Origin of the sequence: Nocardia exalbida NBRC 100660 (assembly GCF_000308575.1) — a bacterium.
Lineage (GTDB): Bacteria > Actinomycetota > Actinomycetes > Mycobacteriales > Mycobacteriaceae > Nocardia > Nocardia exalbida.
Map to the genome: position 1 here is coordinate 121309 of NZ_BAFZ01000002.1, position 18524 is coordinate 139832.

Consider the following 18524-nt stretch of genomic DNA (forward strand, 5'->3'; position numbering starts at 1 on the left):
CGATGCGAGTCCTGGTCACCGGGCATCAGGGATATCTGGGCACCGTCATGGTCCCGATACTGCAAGCCGCCGGGCACGAGGTCGTCGGGCTCGACACGGGCTGGTTCGCCGACTGCCTGCTGGGTGAGTTCGCCGGCGATCCGGAGGGCCTGCGCCTCGACCTGCGATCGGTGCAGATCGACGCCCTTCGCGGCATCGATGCGGTCGTCCATCTCGCCGCGCTGTCCAATGATCCCCTGGGCGCGCTCGCGCCGGAGGTCACCCACGAAATCAACCACCGCGCCTCGGTGCGTCTGGCTCGGCTCGCGAAAGAAGCCGGTGTGTCCCGGTTCCTGTACGCCTCCACCTGCTCGGTGTACGGTGCCGCCGGAGACGAACTGGTGACCGAGTCGGCGCCGCTGCGGCCGATCACTCCCTACGCCGAGTCGAAGGTGCGCGTCGAAGACGATGTCGCGGCGCTGGCCGACGACGACTTCGTTCCCGTCTTCCTGCGCAATGCCACCGCGTTCGGATTCTCCCCTCGTCCGCGCTCTGACATCGTGCTCAACAACCTCGTCGGACACGCCGTCCTCACCGGTGCGGTCAAGGTGCTCTCCGACGGCACGCCCTGGCGGCCGCTGGTCCACGCCCGCGACATCGCGGCGGCCTTCGAACGCTGCCTCACCGCACCGGCGTCCGCCGTCGCAGGCCGGGCGTTCAACATCGGCACGGAGCGAAACAATCTCACCGTGGCCGAGATCGCCGAGTCGGTGGTGGCCACCGTGCCGGGGTCGCGACTGCTGATCACCGGGGAGACCGGCGCCGACCCCCGCTCCTACCGGGTCGACTTCTCCGCCGCCCGCGCGGTGCTCGGTTTCGAGGCGCAGTGGTCGGTGCCCGACGGCGCCGCCGAACTCTACCGCGAGTACACCGAGCGTGGCCTCACCGAAGAAGCGTTCTCCCAGCGATTCACCCGGCTCGCGTGGCTGCAGCGGCTGCGAGCATCCGGCGCTCTGGACCCGCGACTGCGTGCGGTCACCGCGCCGGTGAAAGGGTAGCCCGCAGATGGCTCCATCGTCCGGCGTTCGCGTCGCGATCCGACACCGCCGTCACCGGCAGCGGCCAGGCGATCGCCAAGTCCGGATCGTCGAAGGCGACGCCGAGATCCTCGGCAGGATCGTGCGGCCGATCGATGCGGTAGCACACATCGGCGGTGTCGGTGAGTGCTTGGAATCCGTGCAGAAAGCCCGGTGGCACGTACAGATGCCGGAACTCCTCGTCGTCGAGCCGGAACGCCTGCGTCCGGCCGAACGTCGGCGACGACGGCCGGATGTCGACCAGCACGTCATGCACCGCGCCGTGTGCGCAGCGGACCAGTTTGGCCTCTCCGCGCCCGGACCGGCCGTGCATGCCGCGCACCACCCCGCGGTGCGACCGGGACTGCGAGTCCTGCACGAAACCGGCCGAGAACCCTGGAATTCCCAGATGGGAGTCGAATTCCGCGGCATCGAAGGTCCGGGTGAACAGGCCCCGGTCGTCCCGGACGGGCGCTGGCACCAGCACCACCACGCCGACCAGGTCGGTCTGCTCGATACGCACACCGACATCGTGTCATGACCGGCCGCTGCCGCGCCTGCTCCGGCGCCGTTCTGCACACCGTCCTCGATCTCGGGACGGTGCCCGCAGCCGATGATTTCCCGCCCGCGGGCCGACCGGTGAGACCGGCGGAGACCACGCACCCGCTGCGGATGGTGCGGTGCCCGCAATGTGAGCTGGCGCAGCTCGCCGAAGACGACACCGTGGCCGCCGAACCCCGTGGCGTGGAGCCGCGAGCCCTCCGCGATCAAGCAGCCGATGCGATTGCCCGGGTCGACGCGGCCGGCCTGCTGCGCGGCCGCACGGTCATCGAGTTCGGCAGTCCGCACGGTGGTTCCTGGCTGCCGTTGCTGGCCCAGCGTGGCTGCACCGAAGCCGACGCGGCGCGGGCGGACCTGGTCGTGGACTGTTTCGGCATCATGCACGAACCCGACCAGCGGGCCGCGTTCGCCGCACGCGCCGCGGCCACCGCGCCGGGCGGGCTGCTCCTGCTGCAGTTCCACTCGCTGGCCGCCATCGTGGCACAACGGCAGTGGAACGCGTTGCGGCACGGGCATTTCGCGTACTACTCCCTGCATGCGCTGAGCCTGGCGCTCACCGCCGCTGGCATGGGCGTGACCACCGCGTGGGAGTTCGACCTCTACGGCGGGACGGTGCTGGTAGCAGCTCGGCGCGGCCCTACCGAGCCGGACCGCGCCGTGCGCGAGATCCTGGCCCGCGAACGCGAACTCGTCACCCCGGAGTCGCTGCATCGGCTCCAGCGGTTCGTGGACGACCATGTGCGCGCGCTGCGGAACTGGCTGATCGATGCGGCCGCGGCCGGACAGCGCGTCTACGCCTACGGCGCCGCGTCCCGGGCGGTTGCCCTGCTGTCGCTGGCCGGTGCGCACCAGGGACTTGTCGCCGGAGTCGCCGACGCCGCACCCGCCAAACGGGGACGCCGGATGCCCGGCACCGACATCCCGATCATCAGCCCGCGGGACCTGATCGCGGCAGCACCCGACCGGGTGCTGTTGACGCTGCCCGACCTACTGGATGAAGTGTCGACCGGACTTCCAGAACTCGACGGGCGTTGGTTCGTGGACGATCCGCGCGGACCCAGAAGGGGAAGCGGATGACCGACCCCCGACCGTGTGACTCCGCCCCGACGACCACATTTCCCGCGCCGCACCCGGCCAGCAGTTCCCGAGCGAGGACAGCCGTACCGATGAACACCACCCCTCGGATGCGCCGACACCAGCGGCATGCACCGGCCGACCCGGTCGCACCGGTCATGGTGCCGACGGGCGTGGCCGACCGGTCCGGCGGTCTCGTGCCCGTCGCCGTCATCGAGGCGATCGGATCGGTGCGTGGGCGCCGCCGCGCCGATCCGGTGTCGCCGAGCGGCGATGTCGACGGCCCGGCCTCGACGGTGTGATCGGCGGTGGCCACTACCGGACAGCAGCAACCGCGGTCTTGTTCAGCGGCCGACCGCGGCCCGCGCGCGCACCCGCAGCCGCGTCCCCAAGGCCCGGACCAGGCGCAGGTCACCGGCCAGCACGTCGGCCGGACCGACGAGCTCCGGGTGATCGGCGCCCAGCCGATGATGGAATCGCAGCTGCTCGGTGAGCTTGCTGCGGGTCGATGTGCGACTGCACAGGTTGAACGAGGAGTTCCGCCAGGCGGCCACGATGTCGTCGAGCCCGAGGAAAGCGCCGCGGCTGCCGACGCGGGCGAACAGGTCCACGTCCATCGGGAATACGAGGTCGCCGCGCAGTCCGCCGACGGCGTCGTAGTCGGTACGCCGGAACATGGCGGCCGCGGTGGGGCCGAAGTCGGCCGCTCCGCGACGCACGATCACCCGGGCCAGCCGGCGGCTGCCGTGCATGCCGATCAGTTGCGGCAGCCCCAGCCCGGTCTCGAGGAGCTCGCCGGACTCGTCGATCACGTCGAACCTGCCCGCGCACAACGCGATCGCGTCGTCGTCGAACACCGCCGACTGCGCGGCGAGGGTGCCGGGACGCAGGAGGTCGTCGGCACAGACCACCTTCACGAGGTCCCCGGTGGATTCCCGGATCACCCGGTCCCAATTCGCGCCGATCGGCAGTACGCGATCGTTGCGCAGGACACGCACCCGCGGATCGTGGCGCGCCCGCGCGATGTCGCCGGTGCGGTCGGTGCTCGCGTTGTCGAGGATCACGACTTCGAAATCGAGGTCTTGCGCCAATACCGAATCCAGGGTCGCGGCGAGCGTTCGTTCCGCGTTGTAGGCCGGCACGCACACCGACAGTTTCCGCATCGCCAGCCGCCTTTTTGTCAGAACCGCAATCGGACATTGCCTCGTAATTGCCCAAACTATGCCATATTTCGCTTGGGGTCGGCATCCGGACTCGTAATGCCCGGTGCCGGAAATCGGATACCGCGCATCTGTGTGGGAAGGCCGGAACCGGTGGCCAGTCCTATACTTCCCGGCCGTAAACGAGTTCGGCCGACGGCTCCGAAGTGCGGCATGCGGGATGAGGGGATCGGGTCATGATCGGCGCTTCCGGCGCGGTGCGGGTGCACATGACCGGATCGGAGTGGTTCGGCGCCGCGCCCGGCGGCCTGGGCCGATACTTCACGGACTTGCACGGCGCATTGCTGGACGTTCCTGGGATTTCGTTGTCCGCCGCCGCCTTCGGCCCGCCCGACCGGACGGCGGCCGGTACCCGATCCTGGGGGCCGGTCGGCGGGTCGACACTGCACCGCGCCCGCACCGCGTTCCGCGCTCGCGACGCGTTGTACCCCGGCACCGTCGTGGATCGCCACTTCTGCCTCTACGGCCCGGCCGCCAGAGACCGGCGTGGTCGACGGCTACCACTGGTCGTGCATTTCCACGGTCCGTGGGCGGCGGAGAGCCGAATGCACGGACAGCATCCCGCCGCAGCTTTCGCCAAATACCTCATCGAACGTTTGCGTTACGTTTGCGCGGATCGTTTCGTCGTGCTTTCCGATCACTTCCGCACTGTGTTGTGCGACGACTACCGCATCGCGGCGGATCGCGTCGAGGTGATCGCGCCCGGAGTCGATCTCAGCCGGTTCCGAGCCGCCCCCGTCCCCGCGGCCCCGCCGGTCGTTCTGTGCGTGCGGCGGCTGGAGCGCCGGATGGGGATCGATGTGTTGCTGCGCGCGTGGCCCGGGGTACTCGCCGAGCATCCGGAGGCTCGTCTGGTCATCGTCGGAACCGGCAGCGCCGAGGCGGACCTCCGGCGCGGAGCCATCGAGGGCGGGCTCGACGGCAGCGTCGAGTTCACCGGCCGGATTCCCGACCAGGAACTCGCCGCCCGCTACACCTCCGCCGCGCTGACCGTGGTGCCGACGGTGGCCCTGGAGGGATTCGGCCTGATCGCCCTCGAGTCGCTCGCCGCGGGCCGGGCGCCGGTGGTCACTCGGTGCGGCGGTTTGCCCGACGCCGTGCGGGGCCTGGATCCGTCGCTGATCGTGCCGCCCGGCGACCCCACCTCGCTCGCGGCTCGGATCAGCGCGGCGATCTCCGGCCGTCGGCCGACGCCGGAGCAGTGCCGCGCCCACGCGGAGACCTTCAGCTGGCATGCCGCCGCACAGCGGCACGCCGCACTGTATCGGGAACTCGCATGACTGGGCCCGCCGTCTTCCTCGGCCACACCGCCGCGCCGTCCGGAGCCGAATTGGCCACCCTGCGGCTGCTGCGCACGCTACGCGCGCATGGCACCGAAGTGGCGCTGGTGTCCACCGAGGACGGCCCGGTGATGGCACGTGCCCGCGACGCGGGGATCGACACCCGTGTCGTGACAGGGCGGTTCGACAGCAGGGCGATGACCACCCGGTCCGGCCCGCTGCGGCTGATCACCGGGTTTCTCGCGCTGCTGCGGCTGGGCTGGACGGTCGGGGCCACGGTCCGCGACTTGGGCGCTCGGGTGCTGGTCGCCGAGAGCACCAAGGCGCTGGTGCTGGGAGCGGTTGCGGCCCGCCGCGCCCGGGTGCCGCTCGTCTGGCAGGTCCACGACCGAGTGTCCCGGGACTACTTCGGCCTGCTCCCTGCTACCACTATTCGGCTGCTGGCCGCTTTGTTCTGCCGGGGACTGCTCGCCAACAGTCACGGCACCCGTGCCACACTGCCGGTGCGCATCCCGGCGGTCGTCGCCTACCCGGGTGTCGCCCTGCCCGCCACACCGCCGCCGCCCCGAACTCGCGCGGCCGCCGAGGCGGTCGTGGTCGTCGTGGGACGGCTGAGCCCATGGAAAGGCCAGGACGTGTTTTTGCGTGCCCTGGCGGCGGTGCCGACCCGGCCCGCGGCGGTGTATCTCGTCGGCGGGACGTTCTTCGATGAACAACCGTTCCGGCGGTACCTGGAACAACTCGCTGACGAACTCGGTCTGGCCGTGACGTTCACCGGTCACGTCGACGACCCCGACCGGTATCTCGCCGAGGCCGACGTGCTCGTGCACTGCTCGGTGCTGCCTGAGCCGTTCGGGCAGGTGGTGGTGGAAGGCATGGCCGCAGGCTGCGCGGTGATCGCGACGGCGCCCGGCGGCCCGGCCGAGATCATCGCCGACGGGCGTACCGGCCGACTGGTGCCCGCCGGCGACGAAGCCGCTCTCACCGCGGCTCTCACCGAACTGCTCGGCGATCCGGCCGCCCGCGCCCGGATCGCCGCCGCAGGCGCCGACCGCGCCCGCGACTTCGACATCGACACCACGGCGCGCGTGGTCACCCGCTTCCTCGACGAGGTGGCGCCGCCGTGACCGAACCCGATTACCTCGCCACGCTGACCACCGACGTCTTCCCCCGGGTCGAACTCCCCCGGCGCCCCGGCGGGGTGCACCGTCGCACCGACGGCGCGCGCGGCCCAGGAGGCGGTGGCGCGCACAGCAAGCCGAGCCGGTTCGAGGTACTCGGCGATATCGCACTGGTGAGTTTCGGCAGATACGGTCAGTACATCGTCACGGTCGTCACCGTGCCGCTGATCGCCCGGGTACTCGGCGCCCACGGCCTCGGCCTGCTCGCCATCGGCATGTCGGCCTACTTCATCGGCTCGCTCGTCGTGGATCTGGGCGTCACGCAGTTCCTGTCCGCCCGCGTGCCGGAGATCAACGCGCGCAAGGACACTCGGTTCCGGGAGATGAACCAGCTGCGTGGCGACTATCTGGCCATCCGCCTCGCCACGGCGGCGCTGTTCGGTGTCGCGCTCGCCGTAGCCTTTGCCGTGCGCGTGCCCGAAGCCGCGCAGATGGTGCTGCTCGGTCTGTTCGTCGGTGGCTTCTGGTCCCTGTCGGAGGACTGGCTGTTGATCGGTGAGGGGCGGTTCGGCACCTCCACCGCGTATCAGAGCATCGGGCGGCTGTGCTATCTCGGGCTGCTGGTCGGCCTGCTTCCGCAACTGCCGAACCCGCACGTCGCCTTGCTGTGCCTATTGCTGTCCTCGGTGCCGACGGTGGCACTGACATGGTGGGATGCCTGGCGCCGGTACGGGTCACCGGCCCGTCCCCGCTATTACGGCGTCGTGTTGCGCCGCAGCGCGCCGGTGTTCGTCTCCCGGCTGCTGGTCACCGGCTACGGGCAAGGCGCGGCGACGCTGTACTCGGCCGTGCTCGACGCTGTCTCGCTGGGCTTGTACTCGGCCGGCGACCGCCTGGTGCGCGCGGTCCAATCACTGCTCGACGCCATCGGCTTCGCACTGTTGCCACGTATGGCCCGACGCGGGGACCATCTCGGGTTCTGGCGGTACAGCACGCAGGCGCTGGCCGTGACCGTCGCCGTCGCCGCACTCGCTTCGGCGGGCATCTGGCTGGCCGCACCCCTGCTGATCCGGATGATCTTCGGCGCCGAATTCGCCGCGTCCACCGGTCTGTTGCGAATCGAGGCGATGATCCTGCCCGCCACGACGGTCACCTCGTTCATCACCACGGCCATCTTGCCGGTGCGCCAGGACACCACCGGAGTCCTGCTCGGCGCGCTGCTCGGGACTCTCGTCGCCATCGGCGCGTTGCTGCTGACCATCTGGACCCGCTCGGTGCACACCTTGGTCTATGGCCTGCTGCTGGCCGAACTCACCGTCGCCACCTGGCATCTGCTGCGGATGCGGTTCCTGGCCCGCCGCGACCACGCCGAAGCCGACACCGTGCCGCTGCCTGTCGTGCCCCGGAAGGAAACGTGACCATGAGAATTCTGTTCGTCGGCGACGACTGGCTCGGTAGCAACGCACGTTCGCTGGCCGACGGCTTCCGGCAAGCCGGCCACGACGTGCTCGTGGTCGACTCCACACCGGTGACTCTCCCGGCCAGGTTGTCGCCACCGTGGGTGTACGCGAAGGCGACCGGTCGGCGCGAGCGGCGCACGACCGAACGACTACACACCCGGATCGAACGCAACGCTGCCGCGTTCCGGCCCGACATGCTGTTCGTGTTCAAGGGGATCCATCTGGACCAGCAGCGACTGCTCGACGTGCCCGCCGCACTGCATGTGCACTACAGCCCGGACGACGTGTCCAACCCCGAGAACCTCACCGACGCCTACCTGGCCGCGGAACCCGGCTGGGACCTGATCGTCACCACCAAACAGCACAACGTGCCGGAGTTGCGGGCGCGTGGTGCCCGGGCCGCCGGTTTCGTGCTCAGCGCTTACGACCCGGCGTGGCATCATCCGGCGGCGCGCCGCGGTGCCGGTGACTATCTGGTCGGTTTCATCGGAGTGTGCCGGCCCGACCGCCGCGCCGAACTGGTGTCCCTGGCACGCCGCTACGGACCGGGCCTGCTGGTCCGCGGCCCCGGCTGGCGCCGCGTTCCGGAGTTGCGCGCCACCCGCGCCGTCGTCGGCGGCGCGGTGTACGGCCCCGGGTATTCGGCCGCGATCGCCGAGGTGACAGCCAATCTGGTGCTGCTCAACTCCGGCAACCGCGACACCCACACCTGCCGCACCTTCGAGGTGCCCGCGGCCGGTGGATTGTTCGTCGGTGAACGCACCGGCGAACACGCCGACCTGCTGCGCGACACCGTCGAGTGCTTCCTGTTCGACAGCACCGACGAGCTGGTCTCGGTTCTCGATTGGGTTGCCGCCCATCCGGAGCAGGCGGCCGAGGTCGCGGCGGCCGGGCACCGGCGGATCACCGCCGGGGGGCATCGCTACGTGGATCGCGCCCGGCAGATCGTGGGCCTCGCCGCGGAGGTCGCGAACTGAACGCCTACACCGATATAGCCGCCGTCGCGGCCGCGTTGATCACGGTCGCCGCGGCCGCACTGTGGGTTCCCGGCATCGCCCGCGTGTTCTTCATCGCGCAGGCCCTTTTCTGGTCGCTGTCCTACGTGGCGCGGCCGCTGGTGCTGCTCGCGGTGCAGCCGGACCCGTCTTACGGCGACAACATCTCCGACCCCCGGCTGGCTGGTCTGGGGTACGACCGCGGAATCGGTCTGGTGCTCGACCACGTCGTGTTCGGCTTGTGGTGTTACGCGCTGCTGGTGATCGGTTACGCGCTCTGGCGGCGTCGGCACCCGCCTCGCCCCGTCCCGGCCGCGGTCGCGGACCCCGACATGATGCCGACGCTGCTGGTGCTCTACGCGCTCGGGCTGTTGGGCCGGGCGGCCTCGGTGGCCACCGGATCGCTGGGCACCGCCGGTGAGGTCAGCAGCGGCAACCCCCTGCTCAGTTTTGTCGCCACGTTCGCCGGGATCGCGGCGCTCGGGATGATCGTTTTCCTCCGGCCGGCCCGGCCGCAGACCACTGCTCTGGCGCTCGGCGCGCTGTTCGCGGGCGAACTGTACTGGTCGTCGGCCGTGCAGTCCAAGACACCGATCCTCGCCGCCGCACTCGCTCTGGCCGTACGGTTTTCGATGCTCGGCTGGAACCGGCGCACCACCGTTGGTGTGGCGCTGATCGGCGTGTTCGGCGTCGCCGGGTTCGGCTGGCTGCAGTCGTTCAAGAACTCCGGCACGGCCGCCCTCGACGCCACCGTCGTCGACTCCCGCTACCCGGCGAACGTCCGGCCGTTCCTGAGTATCCTGCGGCGCTTCGACCTGCTCGAAGCCGCCACCGATGCCTACTTCGTCGGCCCGGGCGGCTGGTTGTCCCCCGGCGAAGTACTGCACCACGCGAGCCTCAGCCTGATCCCGGCGCAGGTGCTCGGCGCCGAGAAGCTCCAATCCGGCACGGCTTGGGCGAACGACGTGCGTGGCGCGTCGGTGGATATGAGCACCGTGTCGGTGTCCTTGGCGGAGGGCAACGTCAACGAAGGTTATCTGCTCGGCGGCGAGGCGGGCGTGGTCGTCGCCGTCGTGTTCACCTTCGTTCTGCTGCTCGCCTGGGAGCGATCGCTGTATTCGCGGTACTTCCCCGTCCTGGTGCTGGGGCTCGCGATCACCGGCGCCTCCACCCTGTTCGAACGCGGCGTCCTCGGCAGCTTCGAGAATCTCGGCAAATTCGCGCAGTCGGCCGTGCTCGCCTGGTTCGTCCATTTGATCGTCACGGAATTCCGCCGCCCGACGCCGCTCCCGGCACCGGCGCACGCTTCAGCAGTTACGAAGACATGAGGTCGCAGTCCATGGGTTTGATCGATATCTGGCACATCGTTCGGCGGCGGTGGGTGCTGATCGCCGTGATCGCGCTGACCGTGACGGTGGCCGCCGTCTGGAACGCCTCATCGCGGGCGGTGACGTACGTGTCCAGCAGCACCCTGTACGTCTCGATGGCCACCGGTACCTCGGTCAACGACTCCTACCAGGGCGGCCTGGCGGCCCAGCAGCGCGTGCGGTCCTATCTCGAACTGGCCACCAGCGCCGCGGTCGCCGAGCGGGTCGTCCACGACCAAGGGCTGACGGAATCGCCGGACGAGTTCCGCGGCCGGATCACCGCCTCGTCGCCGCCCGCCAGCACGATCCTGGAGATCGCGGTCTCCGCGCCCACCGCGCAGCGGGCGCGTGATCTCACCGACGCCACGGTCGCCCAGTTCCGTGCTCTGGTCGACAGTCTCGAATCCATCGAAACAGGCGCTGCTCCCGCCGCCCGCGTCTCGGTCGTCGACCGTGCCCGGCTACCGGCCGCTCCGTCAGGCCCCGGCACGAGCCGGTTCGTCGCCATGGGTTTGTTCGGTGGACTGCTGCTCGGCTTCGCAGCCGCATTTCTGCGTGAACGCACCGACCGGCGTATTCGCACCAGTAGCAACCTCGCCGAGGTCGCGCCGGTCCCGGTCGTCGCCGCCTTCGACCACGGAGAATCCACCTCCGAGGCGGCCCGGCGACTGCGCAATCACCTGCGGGACGCCCACATCATCGAATGCACCAGCCTCACCGACCGATCACAATCAAAGGTGGCGAACACCCTGGCGCTGGCCTTCGCCGATGCCGGTCATCCGGTGATTCTCGTCGACGCCGACACCACCGGCGGCGGAAGCTCCGGTGCCATGCCAGGTCCGGGCCTGACGATACTGCTGCGCGGCGGCGTACCACTGGACCGGGCGATCACCGACGACTGGGGCGGGACGGGGGTCGCGGTGTTGCCGATCGGGCACATCGAGCCGGACACTTCCGACCTGATCGCCTCGGAGCACTTCGCTCATCTCATCGCCGATCTGCGCGAGCGTTACTACCGCGTGGTCATCGAGACCGCGCCGGTCGGCTCCGCCGCCGACGCGGTCGCCGTGGCGCCCTTATCCGATGCCGTCCTCGGCGTCGCCGATCTCGGCAGACTCACCGAACCACAGTTGCGTGCCGCCCTGACCGCGTTCGGCACGTCCGGGCCGACCGGCGTGGTCGGCTATCACACGCCCGGATCGACGGCAGACCGACTGGTGGGATGGTTGAGGGTATGAGCGACGACATTCTCCGGCGGCGCCGCTTGCTCGCCGCGACTCTGGGTGCGGCGGCAGCGATTCCGCTCACCGCCGCCTGCGGCACGGCCGAGCCGGACGACCCGCAGTTCCGGTCGCCCACCACCGATGCGCCCGGAGCACGCAACGTCCGGGATTTCGGTGCTGTCGGAGACGGAATCGCCGACGACACCAGGGCATTGGCCGCAGCCGTGGCCGCGGACCCGAACGGGCCGCTGGTGCTCTACCTGCCCGCCGGGCACTACCGGGTCGAGTCGATGCCCGATCTGCCGGACTATGCCACGATTCTCGGCGACGGCGCCGACGTCACCACGATCGTCTACGCGGGCAACGGCACTCTGGTGCGGCTGCGCAAGCGCAGCCGGGTCCGTTTCGCCAGGCTGGGGATCTTCACCACAGGTCCCGGCTCGACCGCGGTCGAGCTGTCGGAATGCTTCCGCTGCTCCTTCGACGCGGTGGTACTGCGCGGCAACCACCTCAGCGACAACCATCCGCAGTACCTGACCCAGCGCGGCGTCGTGTTGCGCGACAACACCGGCGGCACCGCCTTCATCAACTGCGATATCAACAACTTCGGGATCGGGCTGACCACATCCTGTATCCAGAACTACGTCACGTCCTCGAAGTTCACCAGCAATCACACCGGCGTCCTCGGCACCGGCAACGACCACAACGCCGGGCTGGCACTCACCAACGTCGAATTCGTCTCCGACCAGAATCCGCTCACCACCGACCGCCACCTGCGGGTCGACGGCGCTGCCAACGACTGGTGGCTGACCAACGTGTGGTTCGAAGGCGCCGAGGTCGCCCTGTCGGTCGGCGAGAACGGGCGCGGCGGACCCGCGCAGTTCGGCATGGTCAACGCGAAGGTCGCGGCCCGTTCGGTCGGGCTCGAACTGAACTACTGCCGACAGCCGTATCTGGCGAACGTGATCTTCGACGCGGAGTCGCGGCCGCCGGGCATCCCGGTGCGCGTGGATCCCGTCGGCTGTCCGGAAGGCACCGCGGTCGGATTGATCTCCGGGATCACCGACGACATTCCCGTCGAGACGTTTCCGACCGGCTGGAACGTCATCGGGCGCAAGGGCATGCGCACTCCGCGCTTCACCGGCACCGTGGTGTCCCAAGCGGGGCCGCACGGCGCGGACGTGTTCCAGGCACAGAGCGGCGACGGCGCCATCCGCGCCGCGGTAACCGCCGACGGAACCTGGGTCTGCGAACACGCCGACAACGGTCCCGTGCTCAAGGCGCCCGACGGCGGATACTGGCGGCTCACCGTCTCCGACGACGGCAAGCTGAGCACGGTAGCGCTCGGCAGGAAGCGTCCCGGCGGATGATCCGTCGACGGCACCGCCGCACCGAAGCACACCAGGCCATCACCGGTCCCCTCGGGACGGCGGTGCGGTTGCGGCCGCCGCGCTTCGACGATTTCGCGGAGTGGCGGCGGATCCGGCTCCGTGACCGCGCGATCATGGAGCCCTACTGGGTCAGCTCGGAACAGGACTGGCCCGCCCGCCATACCGCCCGCCACTGGGTACGGGAATGCCTCGACAGCCGGGCCGACGCACGCGCCGGGCGGCGGATGAGCATGGTCATCGAGGTGGCCGGTCGGTTCGCCGGACAGGTCGAACTGGCCTCGATCGACGCGGCGGCAGGCAGCGCCGAGCTCGGCATCTGGATCGGCTCCGCCGTCGCGGGCGGCGGTATCGGCGCTCTCGTGCTGACCATGATGACGGTCTTCGGATTCGACAGCCTCGGCCTCATGCGAATCAGCGCACCGATCGCGCCCGGCAACATCGCCGCGGCCAAGATCGCGGCCGCGGCGGGCCTGCGGTACGAAGCCCGGATGCGCGCCTATTTCGATGCCGGTGGCGCACGCCGCGACCACGAGCTGTGGGCGGTGACCCGCGCCGATCGGCCCGACCGCGGGTTCACCGCCGTCGATCCGGCCCGGCAACGCCTCCACCCGATGACGCCACAACTGCCCGCCGCCTCTGCCGCCCCGCACGGGCCGCCCCGCACGGGCATCGCAGCCGCGTATCTGCGGTACCAGCTATCCCGATTGCGGCAGGTGTTCCGGTGGCTGCGGGGCAGCGCCGCCATCGCACTCACCGACTCCGATGACCGCGGGCGGGTGCTGGTGCGATCACGCCGTTTCGCCGACTTCCGGCAGCGCCGAGCGGCCCGTATCCGCAACCGTGCGACGCTGGCACGTGATCCGCACATGTCACCCGCCGCCTGGCCGCGCCGGCATTCCCTGCGCCACTGGCTGGCCGAACTCGCCGAAGCCAGGATCGGCCTGCGTTCCCGGCCAGGGCTGACGCTGACGATCCTCGACGACGGCCGCTTCGTCGGTGAAGTCCGGCTGCACGGGCTGGACATGTTCGATCGCAACGTCCGGCTCAGCGTCTGGACCGATGCCTCGGCCCGCCCGGAACTCCGCGCACACGTGCTCCGCCTGCTGGTGCGCCATGCGACCGAACGGCTGGGAATCCTCCGCATCGCCACCGCGATCCCGGTATCCGACCCGGCCGCGGCGGCCGTGGCGGCCGCGGCCGGGTTCGCCGAGGAGGGGCGGATGCGCGGGTACCTCGATGTCTTCGGCCCCCGTGGCGATCACGACCTCTGGGCGTACAGTCATCCGGCCGGCACGGCTGCCCCCGGATGACGCCCGACCCGTGGAGGGCCGAGCCCGTGAGTTCGGCGACCGGGTGCGCCCCGACGCACGAGCACAACGCCTCCGGTCGGTTCCGCGACCCGCTCGACGCCGGAGCGTATCCCCGTCCGTGCAATCCCGGCTTCCCGCCGGTATCCCGCCCGCACCGCATACGGAGCACCAGATGAACCCGCACCCCGACGTCCCACCGCACCACGGGTTCGCCCGCAGCAATGCGCTGCAGCGTCGGTTGCACGAGCTGGTGCCCGGCGGCGCTCACACCTACGCCCGCGGAGCCGACCAGTACCCCGAGCAGATGGCACCGATACTGGTGCGCGGCAACGGATGCAGAGTGTGGGATGCCGATGGCAACCAGTATGTCGAATACGGAATGGGCCTGCGTTCGGTCACCCTCGGCCATGCCTACGCACCGGTCCTCGACGCCGTGACGACCACCATCGCCGACGGGGTGAACTTCAGCAGGCCGACCGAGCTGGAACTCCTCGCGGCCGAGGACTTCCTGGACCTCGTTCCCGGTGCGGACATGGTCAAGTTCGCCAAGAACGGCTCCGATGCCACCACCGCCGCCGTTCGGCTGGCCCGGGCCGTGTCCGGCCGCCAGCGGATCGCCGTCTGCGAGCAGCCGTTCTTCTCCGTCGACGACTGGTTCATCGCGACGACACCGATGTCGGCAGGCATCCCCGAGCATGTCGGCGCCGAAATTGTCCGGTTCCCCTACAACGACGTCGACGCTCTCGCCACGGTCCTGGCGGGCGACAGCGTGGCCGCGGTCGTCATGGAGGCGGCCACCGCAACGGCGGAACCCGAGTCCGGCTACCTCCAAGCGGTACGCGCCCTGTGCGATCGGCACGGCACCTTGCTGGTATTCGACGAGATGATCACCGGGTTCCGCTGGGCCACCGGCGGTGCTCAGTCCGTCTACGGCGTGACTCCCGATCTGTCTTGCTGGGGCAAGGCCATGGGTAACGGATTCCCCATCTCCGCGCTCGCCGGACGACGCGAATACCTCGAGCGGGGCGGCCTGCGCACCGGCGCCGACCGCGTATTCCTGCTGTCCACCACGCACGGCCCGGAAACCAGCGGGCTCGCGGCCTTCCGTGCGGTGGCCGCGGCCTACCGGGCCGGCGATCCGATCTCCCGCATGGAAGCGGCAGGCGCCGCGCTGGCGACCGGGTTCGCGGCAGTGGCGGACGAACTCGGCATCGGCGATCACCTCCGGGTCCGCGGTCGCTCCTCGTGCCTGATCTTCGAAACCCTCGATTCCGACGGAAAACCCTGCCAGGCATTCCGCACCTTGTTCCTGCAAGAACTGCTTCAGCGCGGAGTACTCGGGCAATCCTTCGTCACCTCGGCGGCACACGACCACGAAGCGATCGCCGTCACCTTGTCGGCTTGCGTGGACGCGGCCCAGGTGTACCGGACCGCCCTCGAACGCGGCACCGTCGACGGACTGTTGCGCGGACGAGCGGTCGCTCCCGCGCTTCGCCGCACCGCCGCACCTCGACAGATCGAAGCGAGCACATCTCGATGACCGCACCCCGCATCGCCATCGTCCACGAACGGTTCACCGAATTCGGCGGCTCCGAAGCCGTGGTGGGGGAGTTCGCCCGCACCTGGCCCGGCGCGGACATCTACGCGCCGATCGTCATGCCGAGCGGAATCCGCTCGCCCGTCCAGCACGTCCACGACACCTGGCTCTCCCGCGCCCACGCGCTGACCCGCGGCCGGCACGCCCCTCTGCTGCCGCTCGTCCCCCGGTCCCTGCGACGAATGCCGTTGCGGGGCTATGACGCCGTGGTCGTCAGCCACCACTCATTCGCCACCCAGGCCGCACTGGCCACCGACGCACCCGTGATCGCCTATGTGCACAGCCCTGCCCGATGGGCCTGGGACCGGGAGTTCCGCATCCGCGAAGCCGGCGGACGGGCCGGCCAGTTCGCCCTCGGCGCCGTGGGCGCACTGGCCCGCCATGCCGAGCTGCGCGCCGCGCCGCGCCTGGCCCGGGTGATTGCCAACTCGACCGCCGTCGCCGACCGGATCCGCGACTGGTGGGGCTTGACCGCCACCGTGATCAATCCTCCCGTCGATGTCGACCGTTTCACCCCCGATCCCGCACGTGCCCGGGAGGACTTCTTTCTCTACGCCGGTCGCCTCGTTCCTTACAAGCGCGCCGATCTCGCCATTCGAGCCGCTCAACTCGCCGGGGAACGGCTGGTCGTGCTGGGCGACGGACGCTTCCGGTCTCAGCTCGAAGCTCTCGCCGGACCGGAGACGACTTTTCTGGGCGCCACCTCTACCGACACGCTGCTGGAGATGTACCAACGCTGCCGAGCCTTGCTCATGCCCGGCGTGGAAGACTTCGGCATCGTCCCGGTCGAAGCCATGGCCTGCGGTACCCCGGTGATCGCCCTCGGCGCCGGCGGTGCACTCGACACGGTACGACCGGGCATGACAGGCGAACACGTCGCTCCGGGCCCCGATACGGACGTCGTCACCCGCCTGGCCGCGGCGATGGCGGACTTCGACAACGCCCACTACGATCCCCGCGTCATCCGCGCCCATGCGGAAACGTTCGCACCACCCGCATTCCGGGCACGAATGGCCGCATGCGTCGATGTGTGATCGGCCTCGTGTCGAATTGCCGGACGCTGGCTCGGCAAGGGTGATATGCCTGGCCGCATGGTGATCGAGGCGATCGGTGAGACCCGCCGGACGGTGCGGAGGGTTTCCCCCGTCTGCCTTCTGAACGCCTGTATTGCGGGCGTTCGTGCTAGAGCCGCGTCCGAATAGGTCGCTGTGGTAGTCGGGTGTCGGCTCGGGATGCTGTCCGGTGTAGGTGCTGCCGGTGAATTCAGCCCCGCCTCGCGGATGCGAGACGGGGCCGGGCTGGAGTTCAGCCGACTACTTCACGAAGTCGCGCACGCTCTCGAAAACCGTCGATGACGACAGTAGAGCGACATGGCCGAGGCACTGCGTCTGGGTGTTGGCGGCACCGCCGAGAATGGTGCTGTCATCGGGGTTGATGATCTCGTCGCACGGTGACCACCAGGTGCCGTAGTTCACCCGGCCGGGGGTCTCGTCGGTGCTGTTGAGTTCGGCCAGGAAGGCCGAGCCGGGCCGCATCTCCGCGCACGAGGTGTCGAAGCATCCGTTGGCGACATCGGTGCCGTGATTGGGGCCGGCGATGGAGACCCAATCATCGACGGAATTCAGGCCGTCGAGCTTCTTCAGGTACCAGCGACTGTTGAGACCGCCCATGGAGTGGCTGATGATGTCGACCTTGGCGGCACCGGTTTTCGCGCGCAACGCATCGACCTGCGCCTGCACCTCCAGTGCGATGTCTTTGTTCGACCGGGCGGTGTCGTAGCTGAATCGTGCCATGCTATCCGCGGAGTATCCCGCGTCCAGGAATCGGCTCCACATGTAATTCCAGTCCGCCGCCGACCCCTGCCAGCCGTGGACGAAAAGGATCATCACCAGCGCCCGCGTATCCGGACCAGCCGCTCGCTGCGCCGCTCCTGTCCTGAACCCACGGTCGGCCTCGTGGAAGGGGAACGAACGCTGCTGCTTCGGGCGTTCGGACCGCCGATCAGCGGAAACGGGTGAGCGCGCGGCACGGGGAAGGGGCGGGCACCTCACCTCGGAGGAAGGATGTGGGCGGGACACCCATCAGGCTGCGGAAATCGGCCGTCATGTGGGACTGGTCGTAGTAGCCGGTGCCCGTGGCGATGTCGGCCAATGGTGTGTCTTCGGCCCGGGACAAGACCCGGCGGACGCGGTCGATGCGTGCGAAGTGTTTGGGGGAGATGCCGATTCCGCTGGTGAACAGGTTGCGAAGTTGTCGTTCGCTCACCGCGAGGTGCGCGGCCAAAGCGGTAACGGAGAGGGGACGGTCGGCGGCGATGGCAGCCACGGCGGTGGCGAGCAGTCTGCGGTGGGCGCGCTGGGCCGGGTCGTCGGGGATGCGGCGGGGCAGCTCGTTCTCCAAATAAGGCACGACCTCGTCGTGCGCGAGTTCGATCAGCTCGGAAGCCAGTAGTGCGACCGGACCGGGTAAATCGTCCAGTCGAAGCACGCGATCGGTGAGGTCGGCCGCCGAGACGCCGAGCAGCGCGGGGACCGCACCCGGCGCCAGCCGCAGACGGACACAGCCTGCGGGCTTGCTCGCGCGCGAGTAGCTCGCCTTGGTCTGCGGACCGACGACGAGCGCGACGCGGTCGTCACCGGCGGCTCCGTGCTCGGCCCGCAGCACGATCGTGGTGGCTGCTTGTGGAATGTGCGCGAACGGCTCGGACAGGTCGACTACGGTCGGGATGCGGCCGAGTTCGGCCAGCCACGGGCGCAGCGACTCCGGCGCCGGCTCGGACGTCTCGACCAGGTCGGCGGTCACGACCGGCGGGCGCAGCAGGGTGGTCACGGCATCCACTGTATGCAGTCGCGCCTCCCGCAGGTGTGCCG

At 69.7% G+C, this 18524-nt stretch carries 17 protein-coding genes; 13 read left to right on the forward strand and 4 right to left on the reverse strand.

Going from position 1 to position 18524, the window contains the following annotated elements:
• The first annotated feature begins 2 nt into the window (after positions 1–2).
• Positions 3–1037, forward strand: coding sequence for an NAD-dependent epimerase/dehydratase family protein (locus ON29_RS01105; protein WP_040864306.1), 1035 nt, complete (start codon positions 3–5; stop codon positions 1035–1037).
• Here ON29_RS01105 and ON29_RS01110 read toward each other — a convergent pair.
• Positions 1015–1578, reverse strand: coding sequence for a dTDP-4-dehydrorhamnose 3,5-epimerase family protein (locus ON29_RS01110; RefSeq protein WP_040864204.1), 564 nt, complete (start codon positions 1576–1578; stop codon positions 1015–1017). The two genes, ON29_RS01105 and ON29_RS01110, sit on opposite strands and share 23 nt — an antisense overlap.
• A gap of 14 nt (positions 1579–1592) precedes the next feature.
• On the opposite strand from ON29_RS01110, the gene ON29_RS01115 reads away from it, so the two are divergent.
• Both ON29_RS01115 and ON29_RS01120 read left to right on the forward strand, forming a co-directional pair.
• Positions 1593–2693 (forward strand): class I SAM-dependent methyltransferase, encoded by a 1101-nt coding sequence (locus tag ON29_RS01115; protein WP_040864205.1) that lies wholly within the window; start codon positions 1593–1595, stop codon positions 2691–2693.
• A gap of 89 nt (positions 2694–2782) precedes the next feature.
• Positions 2783–2992, forward strand: a complete 210-nt coding sequence (locus tag ON29_RS01120; protein WP_157172614.1) for a hypothetical protein — start codon at positions 2783–2785, stop codon at positions 2990–2992.
• A 42-nt stretch (positions 2993–3034) separates the two neighbouring features.
• Here the strand turns inward: ON29_RS01120 and ON29_RS01125 are convergent, their stop codons facing one another.
• Entirely contained in the window at positions 3035–3853 is an 819-nt protein-coding gene (locus tag ON29_RS01125; RefSeq protein WP_040864207.1) for a glycosyltransferase family 2 protein, read from the reverse strand.
• Positions 3854–4113: 260 nt separating this feature from the next.
• Here ON29_RS01125 and ON29_RS01130 point away from each other — a divergent pair, with 260 nt between their 5' ends.
• The 10 genes from ON29_RS01130 to ON29_RS01175 all read left to right on the forward strand — a co-directional run bounded on the left by ON29_RS01130 (position 4114) and on the right by ON29_RS01175 (position 16688).
• Positions 4114–5190, forward strand: coding sequence for a glycosyltransferase family 4 protein (locus tag ON29_RS01130; protein ID WP_245548792.1), 1077 nt, complete (start codon positions 4114–4116; stop codon positions 5188–5190).
• The gene (locus ON29_RS01135; protein WP_040864208.1) at positions 5187–6317 is read left to right on the forward strand and encodes a glycosyltransferase family 4 protein; all 1131 of its coding nucleotides are present in this window, start codon (positions 5187–5189) and stop codon (positions 6315–6317) included. Before ON29_RS01130 ends, ON29_RS01135 begins: the two co-directional genes overlap by 4 nt.
• A 158-nt stretch (positions 6318–6475) precedes the next feature.
• A complete protein-coding gene (locus ON29_RS01140; RefSeq protein ID WP_051174775.1) occupies positions 6476–7729 on the forward strand; it encodes a lipopolysaccharide biosynthesis protein in 1254 nt (417 codons plus the stop codon).
• A gap of 2 nt (positions 7730–7731) precedes the next feature.
• A complete protein-coding gene (locus ON29_RS01145) occupies positions 7732–8748 on the forward strand; it encodes a CgeB family protein (RefSeq protein ID WP_040864209.1) in 1017 nt (338 codons plus the stop codon).
• Between the two features lie 35 nt (positions 8749–8783).
• Positions 8784–10094 (forward strand): hypothetical protein, encoded by a 1311-nt coding sequence (locus tag ON29_RS01150; protein ID WP_245548767.1) that lies wholly within the window; start codon positions 8784–8786, stop codon positions 10092–10094.
• 11 nt (positions 10095–10105) lie between these two features.
• A complete protein-coding gene (locus ON29_RS01155; protein WP_040864210.1) occupies positions 10106–11371 on the forward strand; it encodes a hypothetical protein in 1266 nt (421 codons plus the stop codon).
• Positions 11368–12726 carry a glycosyl hydrolase family 28-related protein gene (locus ON29_RS01160; protein ID WP_040864211.1) on the forward strand — a complete coding sequence of 453 codons (1359 nt, stop codon included), beginning with the start codon at positions 11368–11370 and terminating at the stop codon, positions 12724–12726. The genes ON29_RS01155 and ON29_RS01160 overlap by 4 nt, the downstream gene beginning before the upstream one ends.
• A complete protein-coding gene (locus tag ON29_RS35290) occupies positions 12723–14057 on the forward strand; it encodes a GNAT family N-acetyltransferase (RefSeq protein WP_051174751.1) in 1335 nt (444 codons plus the stop codon). Before ON29_RS01160 ends, ON29_RS35290 begins: the two co-directional genes overlap by 4 nt.
• A 172-nt stretch (positions 14058–14229) precedes the next feature.
• Positions 14230–15597: a glutamate-1-semialdehyde 2,1-aminomutase gene (locus ON29_RS01170; protein WP_051174752.1), complete on the forward strand. Its 1368-nt coding sequence runs from the start codon at positions 14230–14232 to the stop codon at positions 15595–15597.
• On the forward strand, positions 15594–16688 hold the full coding sequence (locus ON29_RS01175) for a glycosyltransferase (protein ID WP_040864212.1): 1095 nt from the start codon (positions 15594–15596) through the stop codon (positions 16686–16688). Before ON29_RS01170 ends, ON29_RS01175 begins: the two co-directional genes overlap by 4 nt.
• Before the next feature lie 279 nt (positions 16689–16967).
• Here the strand turns inward: ON29_RS01175 and ON29_RS01180 are convergent, their stop codons facing one another.
• Positions 16968–17540, reverse strand: coding sequence for an esterase/lipase family protein (locus tag ON29_RS01180; protein ID WP_051174753.1), 573 nt, complete (start codon positions 17538–17540; stop codon positions 16968–16970).
• Between the two features lie 115 nt (positions 17541–17655).
• Positions 17656–18483, reverse strand: coding sequence for a helix-turn-helix domain-containing protein (locus ON29_RS01185; protein ID WP_217999062.1), 828 nt, complete (start codon positions 18481–18483; stop codon positions 17656–17658).
• Positions 18484–18524: the final 41 nt, after the last annotated feature.

Bases quoted from the DNA above. Each gene is read 5' to 3' on its own strand.
- ON29_RS01180 (WP_051174753.1), bottom strand. From the start codon at position 17,540: ATGATCCTTTTCGTCCACGGCTGGCAGGGGTCGGCGGCGGACTGGAAT.
- ON29_RS01105 (WP_040864306.1), top strand. From the start codon at position 3: ATGCGAGTCCTGGTCACCGGGCATCAGGGATATCTGGGCACCGTCATG.
- ON29_RS35290 (WP_051174751.1), top strand. From the start codon at position 12,723: ATGATCCGTCGACGGCACCGCCGCACCGAAGCACACCAGGCCATCACC.
- ON29_RS01135 (WP_040864208.1), top strand. From the start codon at position 5,187: ATGACTGGGCCCGCCGTCTTCCTCGGCCACACCGCCGCGCCGTCCGGA.
- ON29_RS01115 (WP_040864205.1), top strand. From the start codon at position 1,593: ATGACCGGCCGCTGCCGCGCCTGCTCCGGCGCCGTTCTGCACACCGTC.
- ON29_RS01125 (WP_040864207.1), bottom strand. From the start codon at position 3,853: ATGCGGAAACTGTCGGTGTGCGTGCCGGCCTACAACGCGGAACGAACG.
- ON29_RS01175 (WP_040864212.1), top strand. From the start codon at position 15,594: ATGACCGCACCCCGCATCGCCATCGTCCACGAACGGTTCACCGAATTC.
- ON29_RS01120 (WP_157172614.1), top strand. From the start codon at position 2,783: ATGAACACCACCCCTCGGATGCGCCGACACCAGCGGCATGCACCGGCC.
- ON29_RS01155 (WP_040864210.1), top strand. From the start codon at position 10,106: ATGGGTTTGATCGATATCTGGCACATCGTTCGGCGGCGGTGGGTGCTG.
- ON29_RS01160 (WP_040864211.1), top strand. From the start codon at position 11,368: ATGAGCGACGACATTCTCCGGCGGCGCCGCTTGCTCGCCGCGACTCTG.
- ON29_RS01145 (WP_040864209.1), top strand. From the start codon at position 7,732: ATGAGAATTCTGTTCGTCGGCGACGACTGGCTCGGTAGCAACGCACGT.
- ON29_RS01170 (WP_051174752.1), top strand. From the start codon at position 14,230: ATGAACCCGCACCCCGACGTCCCACCGCACCACGGGTTCGCCCGCAGC.